This is a genomic window from Micromonospora sp. NPDC049139 (assembly GCF_055586845.1).
Window position 1 is genome coordinate 134,612 of the sequence record NZ_JBVJHK010000010.1, and the last position, 25,860, is coordinate 160,471.

The 25,860-nt window shown below is 74.4% G+C and carries 24 protein-coding genes, 2 pseudogenes and 1 riboswitch; of the genes and pseudogenes, 9 read left to right on the forward strand and 17 right to left on the reverse strand.

Annotated features, from left to right (window positions below):
• The first annotated feature begins 19 nt into the window (after window positions 1-19).
• Together ACZ6Q9_RS18860 and ACZ6Q9_RS18865 are read left to right on the forward strand one after the other, a co-directional pair.
• The gene (locus ACZ6Q9_RS18860) at window positions 20-946 is read left to right on the forward strand and encodes a GNAT family N-acetyltransferase (protein ID WP_393457222.1); all 927 of its coding nucleotides are present in this window, start codon (window positions 20-22) and stop codon (window positions 944-946) included.
• 92 nt (window positions 947-1,038) lie between these two features.
• Window positions 1,039-1,236, forward strand: coding sequence for a hypothetical protein (locus tag ACZ6Q9_RS18865; RefSeq protein ID WP_393264651.1), 198 nt, complete (start codon window positions 1,039-1,041; stop codon window positions 1,234-1,236).
• Window positions 1,237-1,295: 59 nt separating this feature from the next.
• Here ACZ6Q9_RS18865 and groL read toward each other — a convergent pair whose 3' ends face one another.
• The 3 genes from groL to ACZ6Q9_RS18880 form a co-directional block, all read right to left on the reverse strand.
• Window positions 1,296-2,918 (reverse strand): chaperonin GroEL, encoded by a 1,623-nt coding sequence (groL, locus tag ACZ6Q9_RS18870; RefSeq protein ID WP_350706882.1) that lies wholly within the window; start codon window positions 2,916-2,918, stop codon window positions 1,296-1,298.
• Window positions 2,919-3,193: 275 nt separating this feature from the next.
• A complete protein-coding gene (locus tag ACZ6Q9_RS18875) occupies window positions 3,194-4,279 on the reverse strand; it encodes a hypothetical protein (protein WP_393457219.1) in 1,086 nt (361 codons plus the stop codon).
• 450 nt (window positions 4,280-4,729) lie between these two features.
• Window positions 4,730-4,933, reverse strand: coding sequence for a cold-shock protein (locus ACZ6Q9_RS18880; RefSeq protein ID WP_013288855.1), 204 nt, complete (start codon window positions 4,931-4,933; stop codon window positions 4,730-4,732).
• A gap of 209 nt (window positions 4,934-5,142) precedes the next feature.
• Here ACZ6Q9_RS18880 and ACZ6Q9_RS18885 point away from each other — a divergent pair, with 209 nt between their 5' ends.
• Window positions 5,143-5,688: a GNAT family N-acetyltransferase gene (locus ACZ6Q9_RS18885; RefSeq protein WP_393264646.1), complete on the forward strand. Its 546-nt coding sequence runs from the start codon at window positions 5,143-5,145 to the stop codon at window positions 5,686-5,688.
• 47 nt (window positions 5,689-5,735) lie between these two features.
• Here the strand turns inward: ACZ6Q9_RS18885 and paaN are convergent, their stop codons facing one another.
• From paaN to ACZ6Q9_RS18900, 3 genes are all read right to left on the reverse strand, one after another.
• Window positions 5,736-7,409, reverse strand: coding sequence for a phenylacetic acid degradation protein PaaN (paaN, locus tag ACZ6Q9_RS18890; protein WP_393264644.1), 1,674 nt, complete (start codon window positions 7,407-7,409; stop codon window positions 5,736-5,738).
• A gap of 52 nt (window positions 7,410-7,461) precedes the next feature.
• A complete protein-coding gene (locus ACZ6Q9_RS18895; RefSeq protein WP_393264642.1) occupies window positions 7,462-8,481 on the reverse strand; it encodes a GNAT family N-acetyltransferase in 1,020 nt (339 codons plus the stop codon).
• Between the two features lie 348 nt (window positions 8,482-8,829).
• A complete protein-coding gene (locus ACZ6Q9_RS18900) occupies window positions 8,830-9,342 on the reverse strand; it encodes a hypothetical protein (RefSeq protein ID WP_393264640.1) in 513 nt (170 codons plus the stop codon).
• Window positions 9,343-9,572: 230 nt separating this feature from the next.
• On the opposite strand from ACZ6Q9_RS18900, the gene ACZ6Q9_RS18905 reads away from it, so the two are divergent.
• Complete coding sequence (locus ACZ6Q9_RS18905; protein WP_396829117.1) at window positions 9,573-10,562, forward strand: LysR family transcriptional regulator; 990 nt, start codon at window positions 9,573-9,575, stop codon at window positions 10,560-10,562.
• 27 nt (window positions 10,563-10,589) lie between these two features.
• Here ACZ6Q9_RS18905 and thrC read toward each other — a convergent pair whose 3' ends face one another.
• Entirely contained in the window at window positions 10,590-11,876 is a 1,287-nt protein-coding gene (gene thrC / locus ACZ6Q9_RS18910; protein ID WP_363700823.1) for a threonine synthase, read from the reverse strand.
• 11 nt (window positions 11,877-11,887) lie between these two features.
• Window positions 11,888-12,023: riboswitch (SAM riboswitch) on the reverse strand.
• A 280-nt stretch (window positions 12,024-12,303) separates the two neighbouring features.
• Here thrC and ACZ6Q9_RS18915 point away from each other — a divergent pair.
• Window positions 12,304-13,035 (forward strand): hypothetical protein, encoded by a 732-nt coding sequence (locus tag ACZ6Q9_RS18915; RefSeq protein WP_393264633.1) that lies wholly within the window; start codon window positions 12,304-12,306, stop codon window positions 13,033-13,035.
• Between the two features lie 86 nt (window positions 13,036-13,121).
• Here ACZ6Q9_RS18915 and ACZ6Q9_RS18920 read toward each other — a convergent pair whose 3' ends face one another.
• Window positions 13,122-14,045, reverse strand: coding sequence for a hypothetical protein (locus ACZ6Q9_RS18920; RefSeq protein WP_396829118.1), 924 nt, complete (start codon window positions 14,043-14,045; stop codon window positions 13,122-13,124).
• An 869-nt stretch (window positions 14,046-14,914) separates the two neighbouring features.
• On the opposite strand from ACZ6Q9_RS18920, the gene ACZ6Q9_RS18925 reads away from it, so the two are divergent.
• On the forward strand, window positions 14,915-15,301 hold the full coding sequence (locus tag ACZ6Q9_RS18925) for a DUF4232 domain-containing protein (RefSeq protein WP_396829119.1): 387 nt from the start codon (window positions 14,915-14,917) through the stop codon (window positions 15,299-15,301).
• 12 nt (window positions 15,302-15,313) lie between these two features.
• Here the strand turns inward: ACZ6Q9_RS18925 and ACZ6Q9_RS18930 are convergent, their stop codons facing one another.
• Window positions 15,314-16,189, reverse strand: a complete 876-nt coding sequence (locus ACZ6Q9_RS18930; protein ID WP_393457204.1) for an ABC transporter permease — start codon at window positions 16,187-16,189, stop codon at window positions 15,314-15,316.
• Window positions 16,186-19,050, reverse strand: coding sequence for an alpha/beta fold hydrolase (locus ACZ6Q9_RS18935; protein WP_393457201.1), 2,865 nt, complete (start codon window positions 19,048-19,050; stop codon window positions 16,186-16,188). Before ACZ6Q9_RS18935 ends, ACZ6Q9_RS18930 begins: the two co-directional genes overlap by 4 nt.
• A gap of 408 nt (window positions 19,051-19,458) precedes the next feature.
• Here ACZ6Q9_RS18935 and ACZ6Q9_RS18940 point away from each other — a divergent pair, with 408 nt between their 5' ends.
• From ACZ6Q9_RS18940 to ACZ6Q9_RS18950, 3 genes and pseudogenes are all read left to right on the forward strand, one after another.
• Window positions 19,459-20,013, forward strand: coding sequence for a hypothetical protein (locus ACZ6Q9_RS18940; RefSeq protein WP_393457462.1), 555 nt, complete (start codon window positions 19,459-19,461; stop codon window positions 20,011-20,013).
• Between the two features lie 88 nt (window positions 20,014-20,101).
• Window positions 20,102-20,689: pseudogene (locus tag ACZ6Q9_RS18945) on the forward strand (AAA family ATPase); the annotation flags it as partial.
• A gap of 111 nt (window positions 20,690-20,800) precedes the next feature.
• A pseudogene (locus ACZ6Q9_RS18950) lies at window positions 20,801-22,516 on the forward strand (AAA family ATPase); the annotation flags it as partial.
• Between the two features lie 33 nt (window positions 22,517-22,549).
• On the opposite strand, the gene ACZ6Q9_RS18955 reads toward ACZ6Q9_RS18950, so the two are convergent.
• Genes ACZ6Q9_RS18955 through ACZ6Q9_RS18985 form a run of 7 tightly spaced genes read right to left on the reverse strand, consistent with a single transcriptional unit; the run spans window position 22,550 to window position 25,859 of the window.
• On the reverse strand, window positions 22,550-22,960 hold the full coding sequence (locus ACZ6Q9_RS18955; protein WP_393264621.1) for a gas vesicle protein K: 411 nt from the start codon (window positions 22,958-22,960) through the stop codon (window positions 22,550-22,552).
• Window positions 22,957-23,211 (reverse strand): gas vesicle protein, encoded by a 255-nt coding sequence (locus ACZ6Q9_RS18960; RefSeq protein WP_393457198.1) that lies wholly within the window; start codon window positions 23,209-23,211, stop codon window positions 22,957-22,959. The genes ACZ6Q9_RS18955 and ACZ6Q9_RS18960 overlap by 4 nt, the downstream gene beginning before the upstream one ends.
• A 43-nt stretch (window positions 23,212-23,254) precedes the next feature.
• Entirely contained in the window at window positions 23,255-24,094 is an 840-nt protein-coding gene (locus ACZ6Q9_RS18965) for a GvpL/GvpF family gas vesicle protein (RefSeq protein ID WP_393457195.1), read from the reverse strand.
• Window positions 24,078-24,446, reverse strand: coding sequence for a gas vesicle protein GvpJ (gene gvpJ / locus ACZ6Q9_RS18970; protein WP_357462087.1), 369 nt, complete (start codon window positions 24,444-24,446; stop codon window positions 24,078-24,080). Before gvpJ ends, ACZ6Q9_RS18965 begins: the two co-directional genes overlap by 17 nt.
• Entirely contained in the window at window positions 24,446-24,802 is a 357-nt protein-coding gene (locus tag ACZ6Q9_RS18975; RefSeq protein ID WP_393264614.1) for a gas vesicle protein GvpO, read from the reverse strand. Before ACZ6Q9_RS18975 ends, gvpJ begins: the two co-directional genes overlap by 1 nt.
• Window positions 24,762-25,100 (reverse strand): gas vesicle protein GvpG, encoded by a 339-nt coding sequence (locus ACZ6Q9_RS18980; RefSeq protein ID WP_393264612.1) that lies wholly within the window; start codon window positions 25,098-25,100, stop codon window positions 24,762-24,764. The genes ACZ6Q9_RS18975 and ACZ6Q9_RS18980 overlap by 41 nt, the downstream gene beginning before the upstream one ends.
• Before the next feature lie 3 nt (window positions 25,101-25,103).
• Window positions 25,104-25,859 carry a GvpL/GvpF family gas vesicle protein gene (locus tag ACZ6Q9_RS18985; RefSeq protein WP_393264610.1) on the reverse strand — a complete coding sequence of 252 codons (756 nt, stop codon included), beginning with the start codon at window positions 25,857-25,859 and terminating at the stop codon, window positions 25,104-25,106.
• Window position 25,860 lies beyond the last annotated feature (1 nt).

The window sequence follows — 25,860 nt, forward strand, 5'->3', positions numbered from 1 at the left end:
TGCTCTAGGGTCGGCGACCATGGATGCGGAGATCGTCGAGCTGACCGCCGACCGGGCGCCCGCCGTGGTGGAGCTGTGCCGCCGGGCGCTGGACCTGCCCGAGGACGCCGCCGAGGCGCCGGCCCTCGTGGCCGCGCTCTGGGCCCGGGCGGCCGCCGACCGGCCGGTCGTCGCGCTGGGCGCGTACCGGGGGGCGGAGCTGGTCGGGGCGCTGGTCTGCTCCCTGTCGGGGCGGGACGCCGGGCTCGGGCACGTGGACCTCGTGGTGGTGCACCCCGACCACCGGCGCCGGGGCGTGGGGCGGGCGCTACTGTCGTCCGCCGAGCGGACCCTGGCCGGTCTCGGCGCGGCCGAGGTGCTGCTGGCGGGGAACCCGCCGTACTACGCCTGGCCCGGGATCGACGTGCGCTACACCCCGGCGGTCTGCGCCGCGCTGGCGCTCGGCTACCGGCAGGACCGGACGGCGTGGAACATGACCGCCGACCTGTCGTACGACGACTCCCCCGCGTTGCGCTCCACGGAGGCGGCGGAGGCACGGCTGGCCGGCCGGGGCGTCTCGGTCCGCCGCGCCGAGCCGGCCGACCTGCCGGCGCTGGCGGAGTTCGCCCGCGCCACGTTCGGCGGCGCCTGGGACGCGGAGCTGGCCGGCTCGGTGGGCCGGGAAGGGGCGGGCTGCCACCTGGCCGAGCGCGACGGCGAGGTGCTCGGCTTCGCGGCGTACGGGTCGTCCCGGCCGAGCTGGTTCGGGCCGATGGGCACCGCCCCGGCGGCGGAGGGCTCGGGGATCGGCGGGGTGCTGCTGCGCCGCTGTCTGCGCGACCAGCGGGCGGCGGGCGTGACGGCGGCGCAGATCGGCTGGGTGGGGCCGGTGCCGTTCTACTCGGGCAGCGCGGGCGCCCGGATCGAGCGGGTCTTCTTCCTGTACCGCAGGACGCTCGGAGAGTGACGGAGGAGGGCGAAGGGGATATAGACGCCGATAACCCCATTCGCCCCCATCTTTGATCGACGCCCCCTACCGTTTCGGTAGAGGAGGCAGCCATGACCACGGACGACGAACGCCCCGGCCCGTTGCCGTTCGACCGGCTCGACTACGGCGACGCCGAGCAGCAGGCGGAGATGAGCGGCGCCGACGAGCCGACCGACGAGCCGGTGGCGCTGGTCGACGAGCCGGTCCAGATCCCGCAGCCGTACGGCCGGGCGCAGAAGAGACGCAACCAACGACCACTGCCGACCTGACGGCGGAAGGGGCGGACCGCTGACGCGGCCCGCCCCTTCCGGCGTACGTGGAGCTGGACTCAGAAGTCCATGTCCCCGCCGCCCGGACCAGCCGGGGCGGCCGGGGCCTTCTCCGGCTTGTCCGCCACGACGGCCTCGGTGGTGAGGAAGAGCGCCGCGATCGACGAGGCGTTCTGCAGCGCCGAACGGGTCACCTTGGCCGGGTCGATGATGCCCGCGGCCAGCAGGTCGACGTACTCGCCGTTGGCGGCGTTGAGGCCGTGACCCGGCTCGATGTTGCGGACGTGCTCGACGACCACGCCGCCCTCGAGGCCGGCGTTGACGGCGATCTGCCGCAGCGGGGCGTCCAGCGCGATCTTGACGATCTGCGCGCCGGTCGCCTCGTCGCCGGTCAGGTCCAGCTTGTCGAAGGCGGTCTTGCCGGCCTGCACCAGCGCGACGCCACCACCCGGGACGATGCCCTCCTCGACGGCGGCCTTCGCGTTGCGGACGGCGTCCTCGATGCGGTGCTTGCGCTCCTTCAGCTCGACCTCGGTGGCCGCGCCGACCTTGATCACCGCGACGCCGCCGGCCAGCTTGGCCAGCCGCTCCTGCAGCTTCTCGCGGTCGTAGTCGGAGTCGCTCTTGTCGATCTCGGCCCGGATCTGGTTGACCCGGCCCTGGATCTGCTCGGCGTCGCCGGCACCGTCGACGATGGTGGTCTCGTCCTTGGTCACCACGACCTTGCGGGCGCGGCCCAGCATGTCGAGGCCGACGGCGTCCAGCTTGAGGCCGACCTCCTCGCTGATGACCTGGCCACCGGTGAGGATGGCGATGTCGGCCAGCATGGCCTTGCGGCGGTCACCGAAGCCCGGCGCCTTGACGGCGACCGACTTGAAGGTGCCCCGGACCTTGTTGACGACCAGGGTGGCCAGGGCCTCGCCCTCGATGTCCTCGGCGATGATCAGCAGCGGCTTGCCCGACTGCATGACCTTCTCGAGGATCGGGAGCAGGTCCTTGACCGACGAGATCTTGCTGTTGACGATCAGGAGGTAGGGGTCGTCGAAGACGGCCTCCATGCGCTCCGGGTCGGTCATGAAGTAGGCCGAGATGTAGCCCTTGTCGAAGCGCATACCCTCGGTGAGCTCCAGCTCCAGGCCGAAGGTGTTGCTCTCCTCGACGGTGATGACGCCTTCCTTGCCGACCTTGTCCATCGCCTCGGCGATGATCTCGCCGACGGTGCTGTCACCGGCGGAGATGGAGGCGGTGGAGGCGATCTGCTCCTTGGTCTCGACGTCCTTGGCGAGCTTGGACAGCTCCTCCGAGACGCTGGCCACGGCGGCCTCGATGCCCCGCTTCAGGGCCATCGGGTTGGCACCGGCTGCCACGTTGCGCAGACCCTCGCGGACGAGGGCCTGGGCCAGGACGGTCGCCGTCGTCGTGCCGTCACCGGCAACGTCGTCGGTCTTCTTGGCGACCTCCTTGACCAGCTCGGCGCCGATCTTCTCGTAGGGGTCCTCGAGCTCGATCTCCTTGGCGATGCTCACACCATCGTTGGTGATGGTGGGGGCACCCCACTTCTTCTCGAGCACGACGTTGCGGCCCTTGGGGCCGAGGGTCACCTTCACGGCGTCGGCGAGCTGGTTCATGCCCCGCTCGAGGCCCCGGCGCGCCTCTTCGTCGAACGCGATCATCTTGGCCATACGGCGTTGTCCTCCTGGACACTCACGGGCCACCCGGAGGTTGTGTCCCGGATGGGCCGCCTGGTGTACGCACCTTGGGGACGTCGCCACCTGGCGACGACGACGTCTCCTCGGCCGGGCCGGATAGCCCGCGACGACCGGCCATGTGCCGCACCGACGTGTGGACGCCCGTGCGGCCGTGGCCCTACCGCCCCGACCATTGGCACTCACGGTATGCGAGTGCCAATGACTTGTTTAGCACTCTCCCCTGCCGAGTGCAAGCACGACCGCCCCGCTCAGCCGAGTTCACCGGCTAGCCGCGCGCTGTCCACCGGCCCCTCGTGGGCGCGCTGCTCGGCGTACGTGACGACCAGGCCGACCAGTTGGGCGAGGTGGGTGGGCAGGCCCAGCACCCCGCCGAGCACCGCCACCGCGATCGCGCCCACCGCAGTGCCCGGCGACTCCAGCGGGGTGACGCCGAACGGCAGCGAGCCGATGCCCTCCACCAGGCCGGCCGCCCCGCCCCCGACGATCACCGCCGCCGCAACGAGCGCCACCCGGCCGAGCAGCAGGCCCAGCCGGTCGTGGAACATCCGGTACGAGCGGCCGATCGGGTGCTGCCGTTCGAAGAGGTAGACCGGGCCGGCCATGCTCAGCGCGAAGGCGAAGTAGATGCCGGGGATGACGCAGAAGCACACCCCGAGCCCGATGATCACGCTCATCAGCAGGGTCCAGCCCCAGAGGCCCGGCGCCCGGCGCAGGCCGTAGCCCAGCGCGGCGCCGACGGTCACCGGCTGGCCGGCCGCCTGCCGGGCGACCACCCAGGTGCCGGCGGCCCAGCCGAGGCTCTGCACCAGGCCGAAGACCAGTGCGCCGCCGATCAGCACGGCCATCATGGTGCCCAGGTCGGCCAGGAAGGTGTCGGGCAGCGCGGCCGGGTCGTCGGCCATCGACTCGTCCCACCGGGCCGACGGGTCGACCACCAGCGCGAGCACCGACAGCACCACGGCCGGCAGCACCTGGGTGAGCAGCAGGATCGGCAGCAGCGTCCGCCAGCCCCGGCGCACCGCGCCGACGCACCGGTCGAACCAGCCACTCACGCCGCCGCCGGGCGGCGTGACCAGCGGGTCGGCCGGGTCGAGGCCGTGGCCGGGCGGGTACCACCCGTGGACCGGCTGCCCCGGGTACGCGACCGGCGCGCCCGGATACACGACCGGCGCGCCCGGATACCACGGCTGCCCGCCGTACGGGCCGGAGCCGGCCGGGAACCCGCCGGTGGGCGGGAAGACCCACCCCTGCGGCTGCGGCGCGCTCGCATCGCCGGCCGTGGCGGGGTCGGGATCCCCCGACGGCGGCGTGCCCTGGGGTGGCTGGTCGGACATGAACCCTCCTCAGCGACGGCTGAACCGGCTCACGATCTTCCCTGCCTGGCGTCCGTACCGCAGCCCGGGGTGCCACGCCACGAACCGGGGCCACGAACCACGACCAGGGACCATGGCCCGTCCCGGCCGCGGTGCCGCCCAACGATGCCGCAGGTCACACCCCGAACCCGGACCCCACCGGTGCCACCGCCCGGCCCCTGTCGAGCTGCCCTCACAGATGGGGCACACCACGCCTCGCAGGCGGCCGAGCCGGATGCGAGGCGTGGTGCTACAGAGACGGGTGGTCCTACAGACGGGGCAGCTCGACAGCGCCACCATCCGCCCGCCGAACCCATGTGCCGAAAGCGGTCACCCGACCGGCTCACCCGTCGGAGCTGATCGACGAATGTCGTTGGCGCCGCCGCGCGGGGCGGTCGGCGGCGGAAGGGCCCGGCCCGTGGCGGACGGGGGTCAGGCGATGACGCGTACGCGCTCGGCCTGGGGCCCCTTCTGGCCCTGGGCGATCTCGAACTCCACCCGCTGGCCGTCGTCCAGCGCCTTGTAGCCGTCCATCTCGATCGCGGAGAAGTGGACGAAGACGTCCTGCCCGCCGTCGACGGCGATGAAGCCGTAGCCCTTTTCGGCGTTGAACCACTTAACGGTGCCCTGTGCCACGGTCCACTTCCTCACTCTGCACGGCGTCTCACAACCCCGGAGGCCGGCGGACCGGCACCGGAGGACCACCGAACCGGCGGTCGGGGAGGCCGCTGCATTCGGTGACCGAAATCGCACGCTACACGAGGCGTGACGGCGGCGCACGACCCCAAATCGGGCATATTCCGATCGAGGGGCATCGTCATCCGTCGCTGTGGTAGGCATTCGGCATGACGAGGACGCCGGACGGGCCGGAGCGGGGGTCGGCGGTCACCCGGCACGCGGAGATCCGGCGGGTCCGGCCCCGGGACGCCGCCCGGATGCGGGCGCTGCGGCTGGAGATGCTCGCCGACGCGCCGCTGGCCTTCCTGGAGACCCTCGCCACCGCGGCGGCCCGGCCGCACGCCGACTACGCGGCCCGGATCGCGCACGTGTCGGCCGGCACGGACACCGCGCAGTTCGTCGCGGACCCGGGCGGCCGGCTGGTCGGGCACGCCGGGGGCACGGTGACCCCGGAGGAGCCCGGGCTGACCGTCGTCTACGCCGTCTACGTCACCCCGTCCTGGCGCGGCACCGGCCTGCTCGGCGAGCTGGTCGAGGCGGTGGCCGCCTGGTCCCGGAAGTGCGGCCGGCCCGAGCTGATGCTGGAGGTGGTGGTCGGCAACGACCGGGCCTACCGCGCCTACCGGCGGCTGGGCTTCGTCGACACCGGCGTACGCGTGCCGCACCCCACCGTGCCGGCGCTCACCGAACTCCAGATGCGCCGCTCCGCCTGACACGGGAGGGTTTCCGGGGCAGCCCACCCCGGAAACCCGACCGCGACTCAGGCGTGCCGACGGGACTGCACGATGCGGAACCGGTTGGCCACGTAGGCGCCGTCGGTGAGCGCGGAGTTGGCCGCCGCGTTCGCGCCGCTGCCGTGGAAGTCGGAGAAGGCCGCCGACTGGTTCACGAAGACCCCGCCGGTCAGGTTGCAGGACAGGTGCACCCCGACCTCGATCGCCGCCGCCTCGGCCGCGTCGAGGACCGCCTCGTCGGTGGAGTAGACCGCCGCGGTGAGCGCGCCCTTCTCGCCGACCGTCGACCGCAGGATCTCCAGACTGTGCGCCGTCGAGTCGGTCGCGATGGCGAACGAGATCGGCCCGAACCACTCCTTCGAGTAGGTCGCCGTGTCGCCGGCCGCCAGCTTGACCAGCGTCGGGGTGCGGACCACCGCGCCGGGGAAGGCCGGGTGCTCGACCGTACGCGACTCCAGCACCGTCTCGCCGACCTTGGTGACCTCGTCGAGGCGCTCCAGCACCCCGTCGTTGACGATCGCGCCGGTGAACTCCACCCCGCGCGCCGGGTCGGCGGTGAGCTTGCCGATCGCGGCGGCGATCCCGCCGGCCACCTCGTCGAAGCTCTTGTGTCCCTGGTCGGTGGCGATTCCCTCGGCGGGGATGAGGATGTTCTGCGAGGTGGTGCACATCTGGCCGCTGTAGAGGGTCAGCGTGAAGCCGAGGTTGCGGCACATCCCGGCGAAGTCGTCGGTGGAGTCGACCACCACCGTGTTCAGGCCGGCCTTCTCGGTGTAGACCGCCGCCTGCCGGGCGTTGGCCTCCAGCCAGTCGCCGTACTCGGTGGAACCCGTGAAGTCGACGATCTTCACGGCCGGGTGCAGGGCCAGCGTGGAGGCGAGCTTCTCGCCGGGGGCCTCAGGGGCGAGCAGCACCAGGTTCGGGTCGAAGCCGGCCTCGGCGAGCACCTCCCGGGCGTACCTGACGGTGATGGCCAGCGGCAGCACCGCGCGCGGGTGCGGCTTGACCACCACCGGGTTGCCGGTGACCAGCGAGGCGAACAGCCCCGGGTACGAGTTCCAGGTCGGGAAGGTGTTGCAGCCGATCACCAGCGCCACGCCGCGGGGCACCACGTGGAAGGTCTTGGTCATCCGCAGCGGGTCGCCCTTGCCGGCGGCCTTCTCCCAGCCCGCCGTCCCCGGGTGCCGGGTCATCTCCGCGTACGCGTAGGCGACCGCCTCCAGCGCGCGGTCCAGCGCGTGCGCGCCGCCGGCCTGGAAGGCCATCACGAACGCCTGGCCGCTGGTGAACTGCACCGCGTTGGCCAGCTCGAAGATGTGCTTGTGCAGCCGGTCGAGGATCTCCAGGCAGACGCCCACCCGGGTCTGCGGGCCGGCGTCGCGCCAGCTCGGCAGGGCGGCGGAGGCGGCGGCGACCAGCTCGTCGGCCCCGGCGTGCGGGTAGCGGACGCCCAGCTCGACGCCGAACGGGCTGGTCTCGGTGGCGACCCGGTCGCCGGCGCCCGGCTGGTCGAGGGGGAAGTCGCCGCCGAGGTACGCCTCGAAGGCGGCCTTGCCGTCGGCGGCGGCGGTCTCGCCGTAGACCCGTGGGCTGGGCGACTCGGGGTAGGCGGACCAGTACCCGCGCTCCGTGATCGCGGTCAGCGCACGGGTCAGGGTGTCGGCGTGCCTGTCGTACAGGGGGTGCGGGGTCTCCGTCATGCCCGCCATCATGCAACAGGAAGCCCCAGGATCAGTAGGGCCGTGTCACAACTCAGATCGTGAGCTGCCAGTCGGTCCAGCCGTCGACCCGGCGGAAGCCGAGCTGCTCGTTGATCGCGATCATGTAGCTGTTCTCGGCCGCGTTGAAGGTGTCGATCGCGCGCACGGCCGGCTCGTGGGCGAGCAGGTGCCGCAGGTTCTCGATCTTGACGAGCAGACCGAGCCGGTGCCCCCGGTGAGCGGGGTCGACGATGGTGATCTGCTGGAACGCGTGCCAGTCGGCGGAGGCGCCCACGTCGAGCAGCGTCCAGGCGGCCACCCGGCCGGACGCCTCGTGGCGCACCGCCGTGTGGTAGCGCCGCCGCCCCCGCGCCTCCAGCGCCCGCTCGATGCCACGGACCCGTTCGACGTCGATCCGCTCGGGCTCCCACTCCACGTCGCCGAGGGGCGCGTCGGCCATCAGCCGGCCGTCGAGGTAGGCGATGTCGGCGACGTACTCGTCGGGGGTGCGCCCCTGCCAGCGGAGGACGCGGTAGCCGTCGGCCCGGGTGCGGGCGTCGGCCAGCGCGGCGTCCAGCCCGTCGTGGTCGAGCCGGGTGGTGTCGAGCCGGCTGCGGATCTCGGCCAGCGCCGGCCGGGCGCCGGTCGACGCGGCGAAGGCGGCGCCGGCCCCGGACCGGGGCGGGCCGCCGGGCAGCGCGGCGACCGCCATCCCCAGCACCCGCTTGCGGCCCCGCTCGCGCAGCAGCCGCACGGCGTGCTCGTGCAGCGCCCGGCCCACCCCGCGGCGCCGGTGGGCCGGGTGCACGATCAGGTCGGCGCTGGCGTTCTCGGTGTTGTCGAGCTGCGGCAGGTCCAGCGCGAGGTAGCCGGCCGGTACGCCGTCGAGCCGGGCCAGCGCCCAGATCGCAGCGCTGCCGGGCATCGGGTGCCGGATCGCGGCCTCGAAGCGCCGCCGGCAGAAGGGTGGGAAGTCCGGCAGGTCGGCGTCGTTGGCCGCCGCCCCGATCCGGTAGGCCGCGTCGATCGCGGTCTGGTCGGCGGCGTCGATCGGCGCGATCGTGATGCTCATGCCCCGAGGGTGGCCCGGGAACGACGATCGGGCCAGCGATTTAACCGCTGGCCCGATCGGACGTTGGTCGGGAGGGACACTCGCACAACGCCTCCGGCGTTGGGTCGCAAGAACTAAAAGTCTCCGGCGAGACGCCCTCCCGCACGAAGCATCTTGCGCCGCCCGGTTCCTGCCGTCAAGTCCTTGTCGGCGCGTTTTCCGCACTCACAGCGAAAAGCCAGTTACCCGGCGGATCGACCCGATCCCCCGTCCGGGTGGGTCGCCCCTCCCCCGTTCCTCCCGGCCCCCCGTCCCGGGACGACAACGGGCGGCCGGCGCCCCGTGGGTGCCGGCCGCCCGTTCGCCGCGTCAGCCCGCCTTGCTGAACTCGATCGAGATCGACTCGACCGCCTTCTTGCGAGTCATCGACCGCTCCAGGCCCATCGCCTCCAGCGCGTCGTTGACGCTGTCCACGTACGCCGTCAGGCTCGGCGTGGCGGCGTAGTAGGTGCCGGTCGTGGTCTGGGTGGACGCGCACGTCGTGTCGGTGATCCCACACGCCATCGTGTAGTGCGTGGCGCTGGTCCACTGGGTCGAGGCGCCCTGCACGAACAGCCGGGTGTTCACCCGGCACGCCGCGAACAGGTACGGGTTGCGGACCGTGGTGGTGAACGTCGCGGTGTCGGTGCCGGGCCAGTAGCTCACGGTCGACTCCGCCACACAGCCGCCGTCGAAGCTGCTCGACGACTTGCTGACGGTGTACTTGTCCAGCGTCCCGGCCGCCGCCGGCGTGGCGCCGAGGGCCACCACACCGAGGGAGGCGGCCAGCATGGTGAAGGCGGTCACGGCCGCCCGGGTGACGCGGGCCGGTGCTGCGTTCATGGGAACCCCTCTCGTGCCGGCCGGGTGGTCGCGGCCGACCGCAATTCGTCGCCAATGTGACAGGCGGCGGTGGACCCCGGGAGATTCCGGGTGCCGCCACCTGCAGATTCTTCGGCCGGGTCGGGAGGGCTGTCCAAGACGCGACACCGATGGGCCATAGGACGGACCTATGAGTACTGGTAGATCTTCTGATCGTCGATGCCCGCGGGGGTCGGGCGAGGGGGATCGTCATGGTGGAACTACGTCAACTCCGGTACTTCCTCGCCGTCGCCGAGGAGCGGTCCTTCACCCGCGCCGCCGCGCTGCTGCACGTCAGTCAGCCGACGCTGAGCCAGCAGATCCGCGCCCTGGAGCGGTCGGTGCGCGCGCCGCTGTTCCACCGGGAGCCGGCGGGCGTCCGACTCACCGAGGCCGGATCCGCGCTGCTCGAACCGGCCCAGCGGGCCGTGGTCGGGGTCGCCGACGGCGTACGGGCGGCCCGGGACACCGTCGGCACCGGCGACGGCACGCTACGCGTCGGCTTCAGCACCGGCGGGGCGGGCGACCTCATCGCGTCGATCCTGCCCGCCTGGCAGCGGGCCGCTCCCGAGGTACGGCTGGTCCTGCGCGAACTGACCGTGGGCGGGCTGTACACCGCCCTGCTGGAGGACCAGATCGACGTGGCGCTCACCCGGCTGCCGCTGGACCCCGAACGGCACGACTGGACGGTGCTGTTCGCCGAGCCCCGCGTCCTCGCGCTCAGCGCCCGGCATCCCCTGGCCGACGCCGGCGCGGCGGTGTCGCTGGCGGACGTGCTCACGCTGGCCATGCCCCGGATCGAGGACGTGCCGACGATCCGCGACTACTGGCTGCTCAACGACTACCGCGACGGCTGCCCGCCGCAGCAGCGCGGGGTGACGGTCACCTCGCCGGCGGAGATGGCGTACCTGATCCTCCAGGACCCGGCGGTGGTGGCCGTGGGCCCCCGCACGGCACGCGGGCTCTCGCCCCTCGCGGAGCTGCGCTTCGTGGAGCTGTCCGAGGTCGCCCCGGTGCCCTTCGTCGCGGCCGCCCGGCGGCACGACCGCCGTGCCGCCGTGCTCGCCTTCCGTCAGGTCGCCGCGACGGTCGCGCGCCACCTGCACGGCGCGACGACGCCGGCCGGTGGCAGACCGGACCGGGTGGCCGGCGTCGGGGCGAGTCGCGCGACCGGTGCCGGGGCGGGCCGGGCCGGCGGCTGAGCCGCGAGCGGTCACCGGCCTCGGACCTCAGCCGAGGAGGCCGGCGTCGCGGGCGGCGCGCAGCGAGGGCCTGATGCGGTGGGTGGGGCCGGCCTGGGCGGCGATCGCGTCGAGGGTCTTGAGCCCCTCGCCGGTGTTGAAGACGACGGTCTCCGCGGTCGGGTCGAGCCGGCCGGACTCGACCAGCTTGCGCAGCACCGCCACCGTCACCCCGCCGGCGGTCTCGGCGAACACGCCGGTGGTGCGGGCCAGCAGCCGGATGCCGGCGCGGATCTCGTCGTCGTCGACGTACTCCATCCAGCCCCCGGTGCGGCGCACCGCCTCCAACGCGTAGAGGCCGGCGGCCGGATCGCCGATGTTCAGCGACTTGGCGATGCCCGTCGGCTTGACCGGGGTGATCGTGTCGGTGTCGGCGTGCAGGGCGGCGGCGATCGGGTTGCAGCCGGCCGACTGTGCGCCGAAGACCTTCCAGCCGCCGGCCGGCGCCTCGACCAGGCCGATCTCGACCAGCTCGGCGAACGCCTTGTCGATCTTGGTGAGCAGCTCCCCGGAGGCCATCGGGATGACCACCTGGGCCGGGATCCGCCAGCCGAGCTGCTCGGCCACCTCGTAGCCGAGCGTCTTCGACCCCTCGGCGTAGTAGGGGCGGACGTTGACGTTGACGAACGCGGTGTCCTCGAACTCGTCCGTCTCCACCAGCTCGCCGCAGAGCCGGTTCACGTCGTCGTACGAGCCGTCGACGGCGACCAGCTCGCCGCCGTAGACGGCGGTCGTGACGACCTTGCCCTGCTCCAGGTCGCCGGGGATGAAGACCACCGACGGCGCCCCGGCGCGGGCGGCGTGCGCGGCGACCGAGTTGGCCAGGTTGCCGGTGGAGGCGCAGGCGTAGCGGCTGAAGCCGAGCGCCCGGGCGGCGGTCAGCGCGACCGAGACCACCCGGTCCTTGAACGAGTGGGTCGGGTTGCCGCTGTCGTCCTTGACCCAGAGCGGGGCGGTGATGCCCAGCTCGGCCGCGAGGTGCGGGGCGGCGACCAGCGGGGTGAAGCCCGGGTCGAGGGTGACCCTGGTCGCCGGGTCCTGGCCGGCGGGCAGCAGCGCGGCGTACCGCCAGATGTTCTGCGGACCGGCCTCGATCTGCTCCCGGGTGACCGTCGCCAGCGCGGCGGCGTCGTAGTCGACCTCCAGCGGGCCGAAACACTCGTAGCAGGCGTGCTGGGCGGCGAGCGGGTAGCGGGCCGAACAGGCTCGGCAGACCAGGGCGCGGGCGGGGCTGGCGGTGGTGTCGATGCCGGAGACGGCGAACGTCGACGTCATGTCGAGGGGTCCTCTCATCTTTCCCCGCATCGCACCCTGCGGCGGGGACGGAATTGGCACCTGCCCCGTCGGTCGCTCAGCGGTGAGCGCGCGGGGTGGTTGCCGGGGCGTCGTCGGGCCGTATCCCTCAGCCCCTCTGGATGAGGTATGCAGTTGTACCTGCGAGTTTAAGCACCGACGCCGCCCGGATCGATGGCAGATCCCAGGATGTGAGCGATCCTGCAGTCGCCGCCGAGCCGCAGGGGCGGCCTCTCCTCGACGGTACGGATTCAGGCTGCCGCGGAGCGGGAACCGGCGGCGGGGCGCCGGGCGCGCAGCAGGGTGTCGCGCCCACCTGCCCGGACCGAACACGGCGACCAGCAGCGGTCGTGTGCCCCTGGCGCGCTCCCGTTACCTTGCAGGCACATTGACGGAAAGGAACGCGCGAATGCGTCGCAAGCTCGTCCCGGTGGTGGCGCTCTCCATGGCCTGCCTGCTGGCGGTGACCACCGCCTGCTCCGCGGGCAACCGGAAGAAGCGGGACCGGTCCGCCGACCGGCCCGCCAGCGCGAAGCGGGACGACGTCGACGCCGCCTGGGCGACCCCGACCCCCCGCCGCACCGGCGACCAGCTCACCTGCCTCGAACTGCGCAACACCCGGATCGGCAGCAGCCGGGTCCGCTACCGCGGGTACGCCGCCCCGATCCGCCTCGCCGCCGGTCGCTGGTCCGACCGGGACGGCACGACCGTGGAGTTGCAGCGGCCGTGCGCCATCGGCGACCTCGACGGCGACGGCGCGGGCGACGCGATCGGCGTGATCATGCTCGACGGCGGCGGCACCGGCCGCTTCTTCACTCTCGCCGCCTGGCGCAACGTCAAGGGCGAGCCGGACTACCAGGCCCAGGTCGACCTCGGCGACCGTACGCCGGTGGAGAGCATCAGCGTGCGCGACGGCAGGGCGACGGTGGTCTACCTGACCCGGCCCGCGGACGGCCCGACGGCCGAGCTGAGCATCCGGCGTACCGCCGTCTACCAGCTCAGGGGAACGACGCTGGCCGAGCTGAGCCACACCGACGCCCGGGTTGCCGACGCGTCCGACGACGGGGAAACCGTCGGCTCCGGCACCGCGCCAGACTCCCCCGACTCCCCCGACCGCAAGCGCAGGCCCCGTTCCCGCTGACGTCCCGCCGGGGGGTCGTACCGGGCCCAGGACCGCGCCGGCCGATCCGCCGGCGCGGGCTCCGGTCGTGCCGGGCGGGGGCCAGCTCAGCCTGGAACCGGCCGGTGGGCTGGTGGCCTCGGTAGCCGTATGGACCCGGTGGACGGGCAACCCTGCTGACTCACCGCGCCGAGGCAGCCCCACCCCGAGGCCGGGGGACGCTCGAAGTACTGGACGGGCTGCGACGGGATGGCCTCGGTGGTGAACGTGGCGGCGCCGCTCGGGATGCGTTGCTCGTGGGCACCGGTCGTGTCGGTGTAGGAGGCGACGATGTGCCACTCGCAGGTGTGGGTGGACACCTCCGGCTGGATGCGGAACGCCATGTTCGACTGACCGTTGCCCAGCTCGACGACGTTGCGGCGGAAGTACAGCTGACCCTCCTGCGGCTCGCCCTCGTCCAGGACGTACGGGCCGTGCGGCTTGTCCGTCGGCCCACCGGTCAGGTCCCACAGCAGCCCCTGCCGGGACTCCGCGCCCGCCGGCGGAAGGGTGACGACGGTCTGCGCCGTGGGTACGCGGCACGAGTCCTTGACGGCGGTCATGTTGTTGATCGTGAGTCCGGCGGCGCGATCGCTGTTCAGGTTCAGGTCGAACGTCTGGGCGTGACCGCGGTTCTCGTTGCCGTCCTCGAGCGGCGCCACATAGGACGCGTGCTCGACCACCCGGCCGCCGAGCGGCTTCAGGAACTCCCACACCTCTGACGCGTCGCCGTTCAGGGCGGTGAGGATGGCCTGCTCGCCTTCGGTCAGCGGCCGGTCGAGCAGCACACTGAAGGCCTCGGGCAGGTCCCGGTCGTAGTCGAGGGGAGTGACGGTGGACACGAACGCGGCCTGCTCACGGTCCACCGCCTTCTCAGCCTGCCTGTCCGAGCGGGCCCGCTCGGTGGCCGTCGACCGGTCCAGGAGGAAGTTCGCCTGGTAGGCGAACAGCACGCCGACCACGACGATGACGGCGGCGGCGGTCGCGTACACCGCGCGCTGCTTCGGCGAAAGCCCGCGAAACCCAGGCAGTCGCTCATCCGCCAGCACGGCCCAGGCTTTCGGCCCGGGCGCCCGCCCGGACGGCTGCTCCGGTGGCGGTGCGGACGGCGGCGCGGGCGACGGCGCAGCCGCCGGCACGGACGGCGGCGCGGGCGACGGCGCAGCCGCCGGCACGGACGGCGGCGCAGGTGGCGACACGGACGGCGGCGCAGGTGGCGACACGGAGCGGGACGTGGACGGCTCAGCCGGTGGCACGGGCGACGGCTCGGCGGGCGGCTCAGGCTGCGGCACGGCGGGCGAGGTGGGCATACCCGATTCTCACTCACCGGCGCCATGCCCTTACGGACCGCTCGGCGCCGCCTGGGTCCGCACACCGATCACCTCGCCCAAGTTGGGACGGGTGATGTCGTAGACGATTCAGCTCGACAGGCACCGCGCGGGTGGCCCGGTCCGGCCGGTCCCTCAGGTGGGGCAGCTCGACAGCACCGCCGGACCCTCCGCCGGCCGGGTGTCCGAGGCTCGGCGACGCACCGGTGCGATGATCAGGCGATGGCGACCCCCGCGCACCGACCCGTACCGTGCTCGCGCGGTGGAGTTCCAGGACCGGCACGGGCGCTCGGGGTCGCGATGGCCGGCCTCGTCCTGCTCGGCGCCTGCTCCCCGGCGACCGAACCGCCGTCGGCCGATCCGGCACCGAGCAGGATGCCGAGAGCGGGCGCGCCAACGCCGAATTCCGGGGGCGCCCCCGCCGCCGAGTGCCCGGAATCCGGCGTTCGGATCAGTTCGCCGGGCTCCAACGCCGCGATGGGTCTGCGGGCCTCGGGCTGGAGCTGGTCAACTGCGGCACGGAGCCCTACCCGTTGAACGGCTACCCGGCGCTGCGTCTGCACGACGGCGACGGCAACCCGATACCGGTCCGGGTGGTCAACGGGGCCAAGGAGATCACGCCGGGCTTCGACGCCCCGTCCCGACCGCTGACCCTGCGGCCCGGCGAACGGGCCGGGGCCGCCGTGCTCTGGCGCAACCTGGTCACCGACCCGACGGTCGTCGCCACCAACGGCGAGCGCCTGGAGGTCGCGCCCGCCGCCGGCCGGCCCGCGCAGGTCGTCGACCTGGACGGACCGATCGATCTCGGCAACACGGGCCGGATCGGGGTCAGCGCCTGGAAGAAGATGGCGACCGACCCGACGCCGACCCGGCCGGTGTCGGGCACCTCGGCGCCGAGCAGCTCCATGCCGCTGCCGTGAGTGTCCGGTGCCTCAGCTGGTGACGTCCTTGCGGGTGAAGCGCCAGAAGGCGAGGCCCCAGAACAGCGTCGCGTAGCTGATCGCGGAGATCGCGCCGCGTACCACGTCGTCGGTCTGCACCGGCGTCGACAGCAGCCCCAGCCAGGCGTTGGCGTAGTGGGTCGGCAGGAACGCGCGCAGCGCGCCGAGCGCGGTGATCTGGTCGAGGATGCTGGAGAGGATCCAGAGCAGCACCGCGCCGCCGACCGCGCCGAGCGCGGCGTCCGTGACCACCGACAGCAGGAACGCCAGGCCGGCCACCACCAGGAGTACGACGGCCAGGTAGCCGAGCACGCCCAGCAGCCGCAGCAGTCCCTCCCCCGGTTCGAGCTGGGCGGCGACGGTGCTGCGCAGCGGCTCCCACCCGTAGCGCAGCGTGCCGATCAGCAGGGCCGTGCCGGCGAGCAGCGCCAGCGCCAGCGCCGAGTAGACGAGCGCGACCAGCAGCTTCACCGTCAGCAGCCGGGCCCGGGGCACCGGCACCGCTAGCAGGTAGCGCAGGCTGCCCCAGCTCGCCTCGCTGGCCACCGTGTCGCCGCAGAACAGCGCCACCACCACGACCAGCAGGAACGACGCCGAGACGAAGATGGTGAACAGGGTGAAATTCAGCCCGCCCGAGGTGGCGAACTCGACCAGGCTGCCGAACTCCCCGCGCCCGTTGTCGTCGTCGTCGCCCGTGTCGAACTGGAAGGCGATCAGGATGATCAGCGGCAGCAGCACCATGAACCCGAGCGCGAGCTGCGTACGCCGCCGGGATGCCTGCCGCCGGAATTCGGCGCCGAACGGCAGGGTGGCCGACGGCCGGTAACCCGCCGCCGCGCCCACCGTGGGTGACGTCCCCGCCATCATCGGTCCCCGCTTCCCCGAGAGTTCTCACCGACCAGGGCGAGGAACGCGTCCTCCAGGCGGCGCCGCGGCACCACCCGGTCCACCCCGATGCCGGCCCGGACCAGCTCGGCGACCACCTCGCTGCGGGCGGTCCCGTTGGTGTCCACCACGAGCTGGCCCTCGCCGTCGGGAAGCACCCGCACCCCGTGCAGGCCGTCCAGCACCGCGCGGGCGGCCGCTGGGTCGGTCACGTCGAAGAGCACGCTGGGCGACTCGCCCACGATCTCCTCGACCGGGCCCGAGGCGACGATGCGGCCCTTGTTCACCACCACCGCGTGCGTGCAGGTCTGCTCCACCTCGGCGAGCAGGTGGCTGGAGACCAGCACCGCGCGGCCGTCGGTGGCGTAGCGCTGGAGCACCCGGCGCATCTCCGCGATCTGCGGCGGGTCGAGCCCGTCGGTCGGCTCGTCGAGCACCAGCAGCTCGGGCAGGCCCAGCATGGCCTGCGCGATGGCGAGGCGCTGCTTCATGCCGTGGCTGTAGTTCTTGATCCTGCGGTGCACGGAGTCGCCCAGGCCGGCGATCTCCAGGGCCTCGTCGAAGTGCGCGTCCTCGGCCGGCCGCCCGGTGGCCCGCCAGTACGCCCTCAGGTTCTCCAGGCCGGACAGGTGCGGCAGGAATCCCGGCCCCTCGACCAGCGCGCCGATCCTGGACAGCACCGGCGAGCCGGGTACCAGCCGGTGCCCGAAGACGTAGATCTCGCCGGCCGTGGGCTGGGTCAGCCCCATCAGCACCCGCAGCGTGGTGGTCTTGCCGGCGCCGTTGGGGCCGAGCAGGCCGACGACCTGGCCGGGGTGCACCTCGAAGTCCACGTTGGAGACGGCGACGAAGCCGTCCGCGTACTCCTTGCGGAGCTGCCGCACGGCGAGCGGGACGCCCGCGTACGCCGGGTGGACGGAGCTGTCCTGGCGGCGGTGTCGGCGCCGCGCCACGGTCACGACCGCGACGAGCCCGACCGCGATCGCGGCGACCAGCCCGACCAGCACCCACCGCCACACCGTGGCGGCGGTGGGGATCGGCTCGCCGGCGACGGTCGGCAGGCCGACCGCGCCGCCGGCCGCGACGGTGTGGACGGTGGGCTCGACCGGGGTGGCGTACGCCTGGTCGGAGGTCGCCACCACGACGCGCAGCCGGTGTCCCGCCTCGACGCGACGGACGATCGCCGGCAGCGTGACGGTGACCGGCTGCGCCGCCTCGATCTCGCGCGGCAGGCCGGTGAGCCGGACCGGGGCGACCAGGCCGTTGGGCAGGGTGGCCGCGCCGTTGGGTTCGACGTCGTAGAGCTTGACGAAGAGCACCGCCTCGCCGGTCGGCGACGCCGCCCGGATGTCCACGGTCGGCGCGCCCACCACGTCCACCGCCTCGGTCAGCGGCTCCGACTCGAACCGGGCGTGCTGGCCGGGGATGTCCCCGGCGACGCCGCCGAGCAGGGACGACAACTCGCCGGCGAAGGGCACCGAGGAGATGGCGGCGGGGTTACCGGCCGGCGGGTTGGCGACCGGCTGGGCCGGGCCGGCCACCGGAACGTCGCGGCGGGCCGTGCCGGCGACGCCCGGGTAGTCGGCGGTGCGGTAGCCGGTGGCCACCAGGCCCCGGTCGAGGGCGTCGAAGCCGGCGATGCGGGACCAGGTGAAGTCGGCCCCCGGGGCCTCGCCCTCACCCTTGACGTAGTGGTCGAGCCACTGCACGGTCAGGAACTTCACCCGGTCCGAGTCGGTCCGCGGGCCCTCGCCGCCGTCGTGCCCGCCGGTGAACCAGGCCACCCGCACGGGCGTGCCGGCGGCGGCGATGCCGCGCGCATTGGCGTCCGCCTCGCCGAGCGGGAAGAGGGTGTCCGCCGCGCCCTGCACCAGCAGGGTCGGCGCCTTGATGCGGTCCAGCACGCCGGCCGGGCTGGACCGGCGCAGCAGGTCCACGGCGGCCTGGTCGGCCCGGCCGGTGGTGGCGATCCGCAGGTACGCGGCGCAGATGTCGGCGGCGAACCGGCCGCACGACGGGTCGGCGGCCCGGGCCGGCGCCCGCCCCGGACCGGTTCCCGGGCCGGCGCCCGGCCCCGGGCTGGGCGGGCCGGCGGAGGCGGGCGCCCCCTCGGGCTCGGTGGCGCCGGCCCCGGAGAGCCCCGCCGGCCCGGAGCCGACGTTGCCGCCGCCGCCAAAGAAGAGGCCGGCCCAGCCGGACTTGAAGACGCCCTCGGTGGGCTGCTTGCCGGTGCTCTCGGGCAGGAAGGAGCGGGACAGGTCGTGCCAGGTGATCATCGGGACGATCGCGTCGACGCGCTGGTCCTGTGCCGCGAGGAGGAGCGCCAGGCCGCCGCCGTACGAGCCGCCGACCACGCCGACCTTCGGGTCGCCCGTGGCGTCGGTGCGGATCTCGGGGCGGGCGGCGAGCCAGTCCAGCAGGCGCTGGGCGTCCCGGACCTCGTAGTCCGGGTGGTCCAGGTGGATCTGCCCGCCGCTGCGGCCGAAGCCGCGCGCCGTCCAGGTGAGCACGGCGTAGCCGCGCCCGGCGAACTCCTCGGCGTCGGCGCGGACGGACTCCTTGGTGCCGCCGAAGCCGTGCGCCAGCAGCACCGCCGGCACCCGCCTCGCCGCCGAGGCGCCCTCCGGCAGGTAGAACGTGGTGTCCAGGTCGACGGGCTGGTCGCCGGCCGGTCCGGAGCGGACGGTCAGCATCGCCGACTCGGCGCGGACGTCCGGCCCCTGCGGGACCACCGCCCAGGTCACGGCGGCGGCGAGCAGCACCACGGCCGCCGCCGCGGCGACCGCGCGCCGGCGGGTGGGCAGGGCACGCCGGATCCACGCGGCCGACGACGGCGATCTCATGCGGCACACGGTACGGCCCGAACCCTGAGCGTTGGCTGAGATCCTCCGTACGGCCGTCCGGTTGGTCCGATCGGCGGCCGGACCGGTGCGACCGCCGCAGGTCCCCGACCCTCCCGGAGAGACGGATTCGGATCACGTGAATTCCGATTTTCGGTGAGAAATCCCCTCCGATCCATCCATGCCACTCTCCCGAACGGCACCCAGCGTGGCCGGTGTCGGGACGAACGGTCACCTGGCACCTCATGACGGAAAGCTGACCGTTCGACGGCCGGACCACCCCTCGCTGTTCGGTTAGTTTCCGGTCCGATGCACGGGACTCCACGGTCGATGCCCGATCGGGCCACCCGGGGAGGAAGACCGGGGTCGGCCGGGGGGGTTCGACCCGTTCACGTGAAGGGGGCGGTCGTGATGAGAGGTGGACTGGACGAGACACTGGCCCGGTTGGCCCGGCGCGAGGAGGCGCTGCGCCGGCGGGCCGCCGACCAGGGCGGGGCGGCGGACGGGGAGGCCGCCGCACCGCCGGCAGTGCCGGACGGGGTGGCCCGGGCCCGCGCCCGGGTCCGCACGTCGCACTCGGAGCAGCTCGCCGACGGCCGGGGCGAGACCCGCAACGCCGGGCCCGGCTGGGGCGACGCCCGGCGGGCCGGCGAGCCCCGCGACCCGGTGGCGGAGGTCGCCGACGCGGTCCGCCGGGTGGTGGTGGGCCACCCCGGCATGGCCGTCACCATTCGGGTCGAGCACGACCGGAAGGCGTACCCGCTGCGGATCGCCTGGACCGGCACGGGCGTGACGGTCGGCGCTGAGACGCCCGCCGTACCGCCGCCGCCAGCGGGGCCGACGTCGGGCAGGACGCCGCCGGCCTGGACGCCCGGCCGGGAGGGGCCGAGCGCCGACCCGGCGGCGCGGCTGACCGAACTGCTCCGCGGCGACCCGTCCCTGCTCGACGACGGTTCCGGCGGGTAGGCAGCGCGTCGTGTGGGGAGCGCGGTGCAGGGCTGCCTGGCTCGAAGCACGACGGGTGCCGGATGACATCGGGAGCTAGGGTCGGGCGGTGGCGGAACCCGACCTGACCCTGACCGCGAGCCTGCGGCCGGCCGCGCTGGACGCCCGACGGGGCATCGTCCGGCTACATCCGGAGGTGCTCACCGCGCTGGCGCTGCGCCCGGGCGACCCGGTGCGCCTGGCCGGCCGGCGGGTGACCGCCGGGATCGTCGCGGCCGATCCGACCGCGAGCACCGCCCTGCTCCACGCCGACGACCTGATGCTGGGCAACCTCGGCGTCCGCGACGGCGGCCAGGTGACCGTGAGCCCCCTCCCGGTCACCGCGGCCCGCCGCGTGGTCATCGCCGGGCCGGCGCCGGTCGCCGCCGTGGTCTCCCCCGAGATGCTCCGGCTGGCCCTGCTCGGCAAGGTGGTGACGACCGGGGACGACGTGTCGCTGCTGCCGCAGGACGTCCTGCCCGACGCCTCGGTACGCAGCCTGATGGAGGCCGCCCGACGCAGCCTCTCCAACAGCGTCGGCTACGCCTGGACCAGCACCCTGCTCACGGTGGTCGCCGCCGAGCCCGGCACCGGCTCCCTGGTCACCATGGACACCGTCGTCGGCTGGGAACACGGCCCGGCGACCCACGGCTCCGCCGGCACGGCGGGCTCGCCGGTCGCCCGGGCCGCCGGCACGGCGGGCGGGTCCGGTCAGGCCGCCGGCCTGGCGGGCTCCGGCCGGGCCGCCGGCGCCGGCAGCGCGCCGGGGGGCGGGCCCCGCCCGGCGCACGTCGGCGCGGCCGACCTGGACACCGGCGGCCCGGCCGCCGGCACGCACCGGGCCCGGCGTGAACCGGCGACCGCGGACGTCACGAGCCGGGCCGGCGCGGGCGACGGCGCCACGAAGACGGACGAGGAGGCCGTGCCGTCGGTGGACGAGCTGCCCGGGCTGCGGTCCCAGGCCGAGGAGTTGACCGAGCTGCTCGACCTCGGCTTCCACCACCGCGAGGTGCTCGGCCGGCTGGGCACCACCGTCTCGCTGGGCGTACTAGTCGCCGGGCCGGCCGGCTCCGGCAAGGCGGCGCTGGTGCGCGCGGTGGCCGCCCGGGTCGGGGCCCGGGTCTGCCCGCTCTGGGCACCCGAGTTGGCCGCGCTGACCAACCAGGCCGCCGCCGACCGGCTGCGCGCGGCCGCGGCCGAGACGCAGACGGGCGGCCCCGCGGTGCTGCTGGTCACCGACGTGGAGGCGCTCGCCCCGGCCGACGGGCCGGGACCGCTGGCCACCGTGTTCCGCCAGGTGGTCGCCGAGACCGTCCGGTCCGGCGCGGCGGTGGTCTGCACCACCGGCCGGCCCGAGGCCGTCGACCCGGCGCTGCGCGCCCCGGACCTGCTCTCGCTGCGGATCGGCGTCCCGCTGCCGGACCCGGCGCTGCGCCGGGAACAGTTGACCGTGCTGACCCGGCAGGTCCCGCTCGCCGAGGACGTGCGGCTCGACGAGGTCGCCGGGCGTACCCCCGGCTTCGTCGCCGCCGACCTGGCCGCGCTGGTGCGCGAGGCCGGGGTGCGCGCCGCGCTGCGGCAGAAGTCGGCCGAGACGCCGACGGTCGCGATGACCGACTTCACCGCCGCCCTGGAGGTGGTCCGGCCGACCTCCATGGCGGCGTCCACCCTGGAGCTGGCCTCGGTGACCCTCGACGACGTGGGCGACCTGACGGAGGTCAAGGAGACGCTGACCGAGTCGGTGCTCTGGCCGCTGACCTACCCGGACACCTTCGCCCGGCTCGGCGTGCAGCCACCACGCGGGGTGCTCCTCTACGGCCCCCCGGGCTGCGGCAAGACCTACCTGGTCACCGCGCTGGCCGGGTCGGGCCGGGCGAACGTGCTCTCGGTCAAGGGCGCGGAGCTGCTGTCGAAGTGGGTGGGCGAGAGCGAGCGCGCCGTCCGCGAGCTGTTCCGCCGGGCCCGCGAGGCCGCGCCCACGCTGGTCTTCCTCGACGAGGTGGACGCGCTCGCGCCGGTGCGCGGCCAGGCCAGCGACGGCGGTACGACCGACCGCGTGGTCGCCGCGCTGCTCACCGAGCTGGACGGGGTGGAGGCGCTGCGCAACGTGGTGGTGGTCGGCGCGACGAACCGGCCCGACCTGGTGGACCCGGCACTGCTGCGCCCCGGGCGGCTGGAACGGCTGGTCTACGTGCCGCCGCCGGACGGGCCGGCGCGGGCGGAGATCCTGCGCGCCGCGTCGCGGAACGTGCCGCTGGCGCCGGAGGTGGACCTGGCGGCGCTGGGCGCGGAGCTGGACGGCTTCTCGGCGGCGGACTGCGCCGCACTGGTACGGGAGGCGGCGTTGGCCGCCATGCGGGAGTCGCTGACCGCCTCCACGGTCACCGCCGCGCACGTGGCGGCGGCCCGCTCCCGGGTCCGCCCATCCCTGGACCCGGCCCAGGTCGCGTGGCTCGCGGCGTACGCCGAGAAGCGCGCCAGCTGACCACGGGCGCGGTCTTCCCGGGCCGGCCGCCGGTCAGTCGGTGGGCAGCAGGGGGCCGAGCGGGCCCAGGTCGAGGTTGAGGTCCTCGGGGGCCAGGCCGAAGTACTCGCGCAGCCCCGTCATCTGCTCCTCCAGCGCCATCAGCGTCGTGCCGATCCGCTCGACCTGCTCCTCGGTGAGGTCGCCGAGGTCGACGCGGCGCAGCGCCTGCCGCTCCATGAGCTGCCGCAGCAGCTCGATCACGGTGAGCACGAGGCTGGCCAGCCCCCGCTCGACGGAGTCCCGGTCGACCGCGAGCCGGCGGTCCAGCGGGGTCACCCGGGGCGGCTGCCACCGGGTGTCCCCGAGCGCGGCGGCCAGTTCGGCGGCCTCGTCCCGGCGGGTCCCGGCACCTGAGGCGGTGATGCCGCCCGGGGCGTTCGGGCCGCCGTCCGGGGCGGTCATGCCGGTGCCCCTGGTGACGAGGCGGCCCCGGGCACGGCAGCGTCCCGCAGCTCCGGCGGGGCGAGCGCGCCGACGGAGGCGACCAGGGCGCGCAGGGAGATCCGGACCAGGTCGACGTCGGCGATGGCGATGGTGATGTCGCCGCTGATCACCACGCCGGTGGCGAGGACCCGGTCCAGCAGGTCCACCAGCGCCACCGGCCGGTAGGCCAGCGGGTCGTCGGCGCTGCTCGGCGCGAGCGAGGTGGTCACCACGCCGGCCCCCGGGCGGTCGGCGCGTCGGCGCGGCGGGCGGTCAGCACGCCGGCTCCCGCACGGTCAGCGGGGGCTCGGGCGGTCGCTCCTCGGCGAAGGAGTACGGCGGCCACGGCCCGGTCAGCTCCAACCGGATCTCCGGGTGCCGCCCGGCGAGCGTGTCGACCAGCCGGCTGAAGGCGGCGAGCGCCTCCTGCCCGACCAGGTACGCCCCGTTGAGCACCATGGCGGTGGGCGCGCCGGAGAGCCGGCGGTCCTGCGGTGGGTGCCGCCGGGCGGCCACCGCGTGCCCGGCGAGGGCCGCGTGCACGGCGGCGGCGGCGTCGGCGGCGATCCGCTGCCCCTCCTCCCGGGCGGTGAGCTGGGCCCGGCGCCGCCGCAGGTACGCCGCCCCGGCCCCGCCCGACCCCCCGGGCTCCGCCGCCCGGGGCGTCGCGCCGGGCACGACGTAGCCCTTGACGCCCCACTCGTCCCGGCCGGCGAGCCGGTCGAGCAGGGCGGTCAGCTCGGTCCGCCGGGCGGCGAGCTGGCCCGCCACCCGGGCGTCGTCGTGGTGCACGGTGGCCAGCCGGGCGGGCACCACCGCGCCCGCCCGGGACAGCGCGGCCACCACCGCGTGGTGCGCCCGGGCGGCGCGCTCCAGCCAGGCCAGGTCCTCCAGGTTGCGGCGCAGCGCCTCCTCGCCGTACTCGGTCAGCGGCGCGGTGCTGACCACGGCGACCAGCCCGGCGGCCGGCACCGCGCGTACCGGCGCGCCGTCCATCCCGGCGGTCGCGGCGAGCAGGGCCCGGTCCGCCTCCCGCGTCACGCCGTGCAGCCACACCCCGGCGTCCAGGTGCGCCGCCGGGCCGGCGGACGCGAGGTCAGCCGTCGATCTCATCCCACTCCTCCCTCCGGGCGGCCCGCCGGGCGACCCGGGGGCGGCGCTCCGCCTCCACCTGCTCCGGGTCCCGCGGGCCGGGCTCGACCGGCGGCCTCGCCCGCGAGCTGAGCCACGGGTCGTGTTCCCACCAGTCGATGCCGATCTGCCGTGCCGTGTCGACGGAGGCGATGACCAGCCGGAGCTTGAGCGTCAGCAGCTCGATGTCGAGCAGGCTGACCCGGATGTCGCCGGCGATCACGATGCCCCGGTCGAGCACCCGTTCCAGGATGTCGCCGAGGTTGGCCGGCTCGTGCCCGGCCGGCAGGACCTGGCCGGAGTTCTGCACCACCGGTGGCGGTTGCACGGTCATCAGCCCACCTCGCCCTTCCCGCGCTGGTAGCGCCGCACCCGCCGGTAGCCGAGCAGGCCGCCCTCCAGGTCCAGCTCCACCTCGTAGAGGCCGAGCAGGTCGGTGGAGGCGGGGATCCGGCGGTCCTCGATCACCTCCACCCCGACCAGCCAGCCGTCCCGCACCGACTTCAGCGAGGTGGTCCCCACCGGGTCCCGGCCGGTCAGCTCGACGATCTGCCGCATCCCCTCGCGGGCGGCCTCGGCGGCCGAGATCGGTTCGAGGTACTCCTCCTCGTCGTCGTACCGGTCGTCGTACCGGTCGTCCGGCTCGTTCCTACGCGCCCGGCCGCCGTCGCCGCGGATCCGGTCCGCCATGCCGCTCACCTCCCTCGCCGCCGTCGCGCGGCACCCGCCGCGCCCGTTCCGCGCCGGCCCCCCGGCGGGGGCGGGTGCCGCCGGTCAGCCGCTCCAGCACCTGCTGCTGCCCCCGGTCCCGCTCCGCGGCGGTGATCTCCCCGGCGGCCTCCGCCGCGTCCAGCGCCTCCAGCTCGCGCCGGACGTCGACCGGGTTGCGCTGCCGCGACTCCGCCTCCCGGGCGATCACCTTGACCACGGCGGTCACCCCCCGCACCGGCGCGTACGGCAGGGTCAGCAGCGTCCAGAGAATGTCCACCGGTCACTCCACCAACTGGTGGGCGCTGACGAAGTCGTACGGGGCGAGCGGGCCGAGCAGGCGCGTGTGGAGCAACTCCCGGCGCTGCTCGGCGTACTCCTCGACGGCCGCGACGAACTCGTCCTCCCGGTCCCGTTCGACCAGGAAGGCGGCGTTCGCCGCGTCCAACTCGTTGCTCGGCGGTCGCGGCGCGCTCGCCACGACGAGCGGGCCGAGAGCGTCGACGAGCTGCCGGTTCTCCGCCTCGCGGCGCAGCTCCACCGCCTGGCTGATGATCTCGCCGAGCCGGATCCGCTGCGGCCGGGTGGCCGCCTCCGGCTGCCCGCGCACCTGGTCGGCCAGCTCGGCCGCGGCCGGGTTCTCCGCCAGGATCTCCGCGATCAGCTCCGGCTCGTGGTAGCGGCCGTGCACGACGTACTGGATCCGCCCCTCGAACTCGTCGAGGGCCGCGGCGAACCGTTCGTGGTGCGCCTCCAGCAGGTCGGCCACCGCGTCGGGGCCGGTGACGACCGTGCCGAAACGCACCGGCAGCACCGGGGCCACGGCCGCCGTGCCGTCCACGAGTTCCTGGTACGCGGTCAGGTCCGCCGGCCGGCCGATCGGCTCGGTCAGGCTCACCTCGCTGACCAGCGCGGCCAGCTCACCGTGCCGGATCGCGGCCACTTCCCCGGGCGGGTCGCCGATCCCGGGGGCGTCCGGGGTCGGCTCCACGTCGGAGGGCACGATGCCGTAGATGAACAGTCCGGTCTCCTCGGCCATC

Bases quoted from the DNA above. Each gene is read 5' to 3' on its own strand.
- ACZ6Q9_RS18860 (WP_393457222.1), top strand. From the start codon at position 20: ATGGATGCGGAGATCGTCGAGCTGACCGCCGACCGGGCGCCCGCCGTG.
- ACZ6Q9_RS18865 (WP_393264651.1), top strand. From the start codon at position 1,039: ATGACCACGGACGACGAACGCCCCGGCCCGTTGCCGTTCGACCGGCTC.
- groL (WP_350706882.1), bottom strand. From the start codon at position 2,918: ATGGCCAAGATGATCGCGTTCGACGAAGAGGCGCGCCGGGGCCTCGAG.
- ACZ6Q9_RS18875 (WP_393457219.1), bottom strand. From the start codon at position 4,279: ATGTCCGACCAGCCACCCCAGGGCACGCCGCCGTCGGGGGATCCCGAC.
- ACZ6Q9_RS18885 (WP_393264646.1), top strand. From the start codon at position 5,143: ATGACGAGGACGCCGGACGGGCCGGAGCGGGGGTCGGCGGTCACCCGG.
- paaN (WP_393264644.1), bottom strand. From the start codon at position 7,409: ATGACGGAGACCCCGCACCCCCTGTACGACAGGCACGCCGACACCCTG.
- ACZ6Q9_RS18895 (WP_393264642.1), bottom strand. From the start codon at position 8,481: ATGAGCATCACGATCGCGCCGATCGACGCCGCCGACCAGACCGCGATC.
- ACZ6Q9_RS18900 (WP_393264640.1), bottom strand. From the start codon at position 9,342: ATGAACGCAGCACCGGCCCGCGTCACCCGGGCGGCCGTGACCGCCTTC.
- ACZ6Q9_RS18905 (WP_396829117.1), top strand. From the start codon at position 9,573: ATGGTGGAACTACGTCAACTCCGGTACTTCCTCGCCGTCGCCGAGGAG.
- thrC (WP_363700823.1), bottom strand. From the start codon at position 11,876: ATGACGTCGACGTTCGCCGTCTCCGGCATCGACACCACCGCCAGCCCC.
- ACZ6Q9_RS18915 (WP_393264633.1), top strand. From the start codon at position 12,304: ATGCGTCGCAAGCTCGTCCCGGTGGTGGCGCTCTCCATGGCCTGCCTG.
- ACZ6Q9_RS18930 (WP_393457204.1), bottom strand. From the start codon at position 16,189: ATGATGGCGGGGACGTCACCCACGGTGGGCGCGGCGGCGGGTTACCGG.
- ACZ6Q9_RS18935 (WP_393457201.1), bottom strand. From the start codon at position 19,050: ATGAGATCGCCGTCGTCGGCCGCGTGGATCCGGCGTGCCCTGCCCACC.
- ACZ6Q9_RS18940 (WP_393457462.1), top strand. From the start codon at position 19,459: ATGAGAGGTGGACTGGACGAGACACTGGCCCGGTTGGCCCGGCGCGAG.
- ACZ6Q9_RS18955 (WP_393264621.1), bottom strand. From the start codon at position 22,960: ATGACCGCCCCGGACGGCGGCCCGAACGCCCCGGGCGGCATCACCGCC.
- ACZ6Q9_RS18965 (WP_393457195.1), bottom strand. From the start codon at position 24,094: ATGAGATCGACGGCTGACCTCGCGTCCGCCGGCCCGGCGGCGCACCTG.
- gvpJ (WP_357462087.1), bottom strand. From the start codon at position 24,446: ATGACCGTGCAACCGCCACCGGTGGTGCAGAACTCCGGCCAGGTCCTG.
- ACZ6Q9_RS18975 (WP_393264614.1), bottom strand. From the start codon at position 24,802: ATGGCGGACCGGATCCGCGGCGACGGCGGCCGGGCGCGTAGGAACGAG.
- ACZ6Q9_RS18985 (WP_393264610.1), bottom strand. From the start codon at position 25,859: ATGGCCGAGGAGACCGGACTGTTCATCTACGGCATCGTGCCCTCCGAC.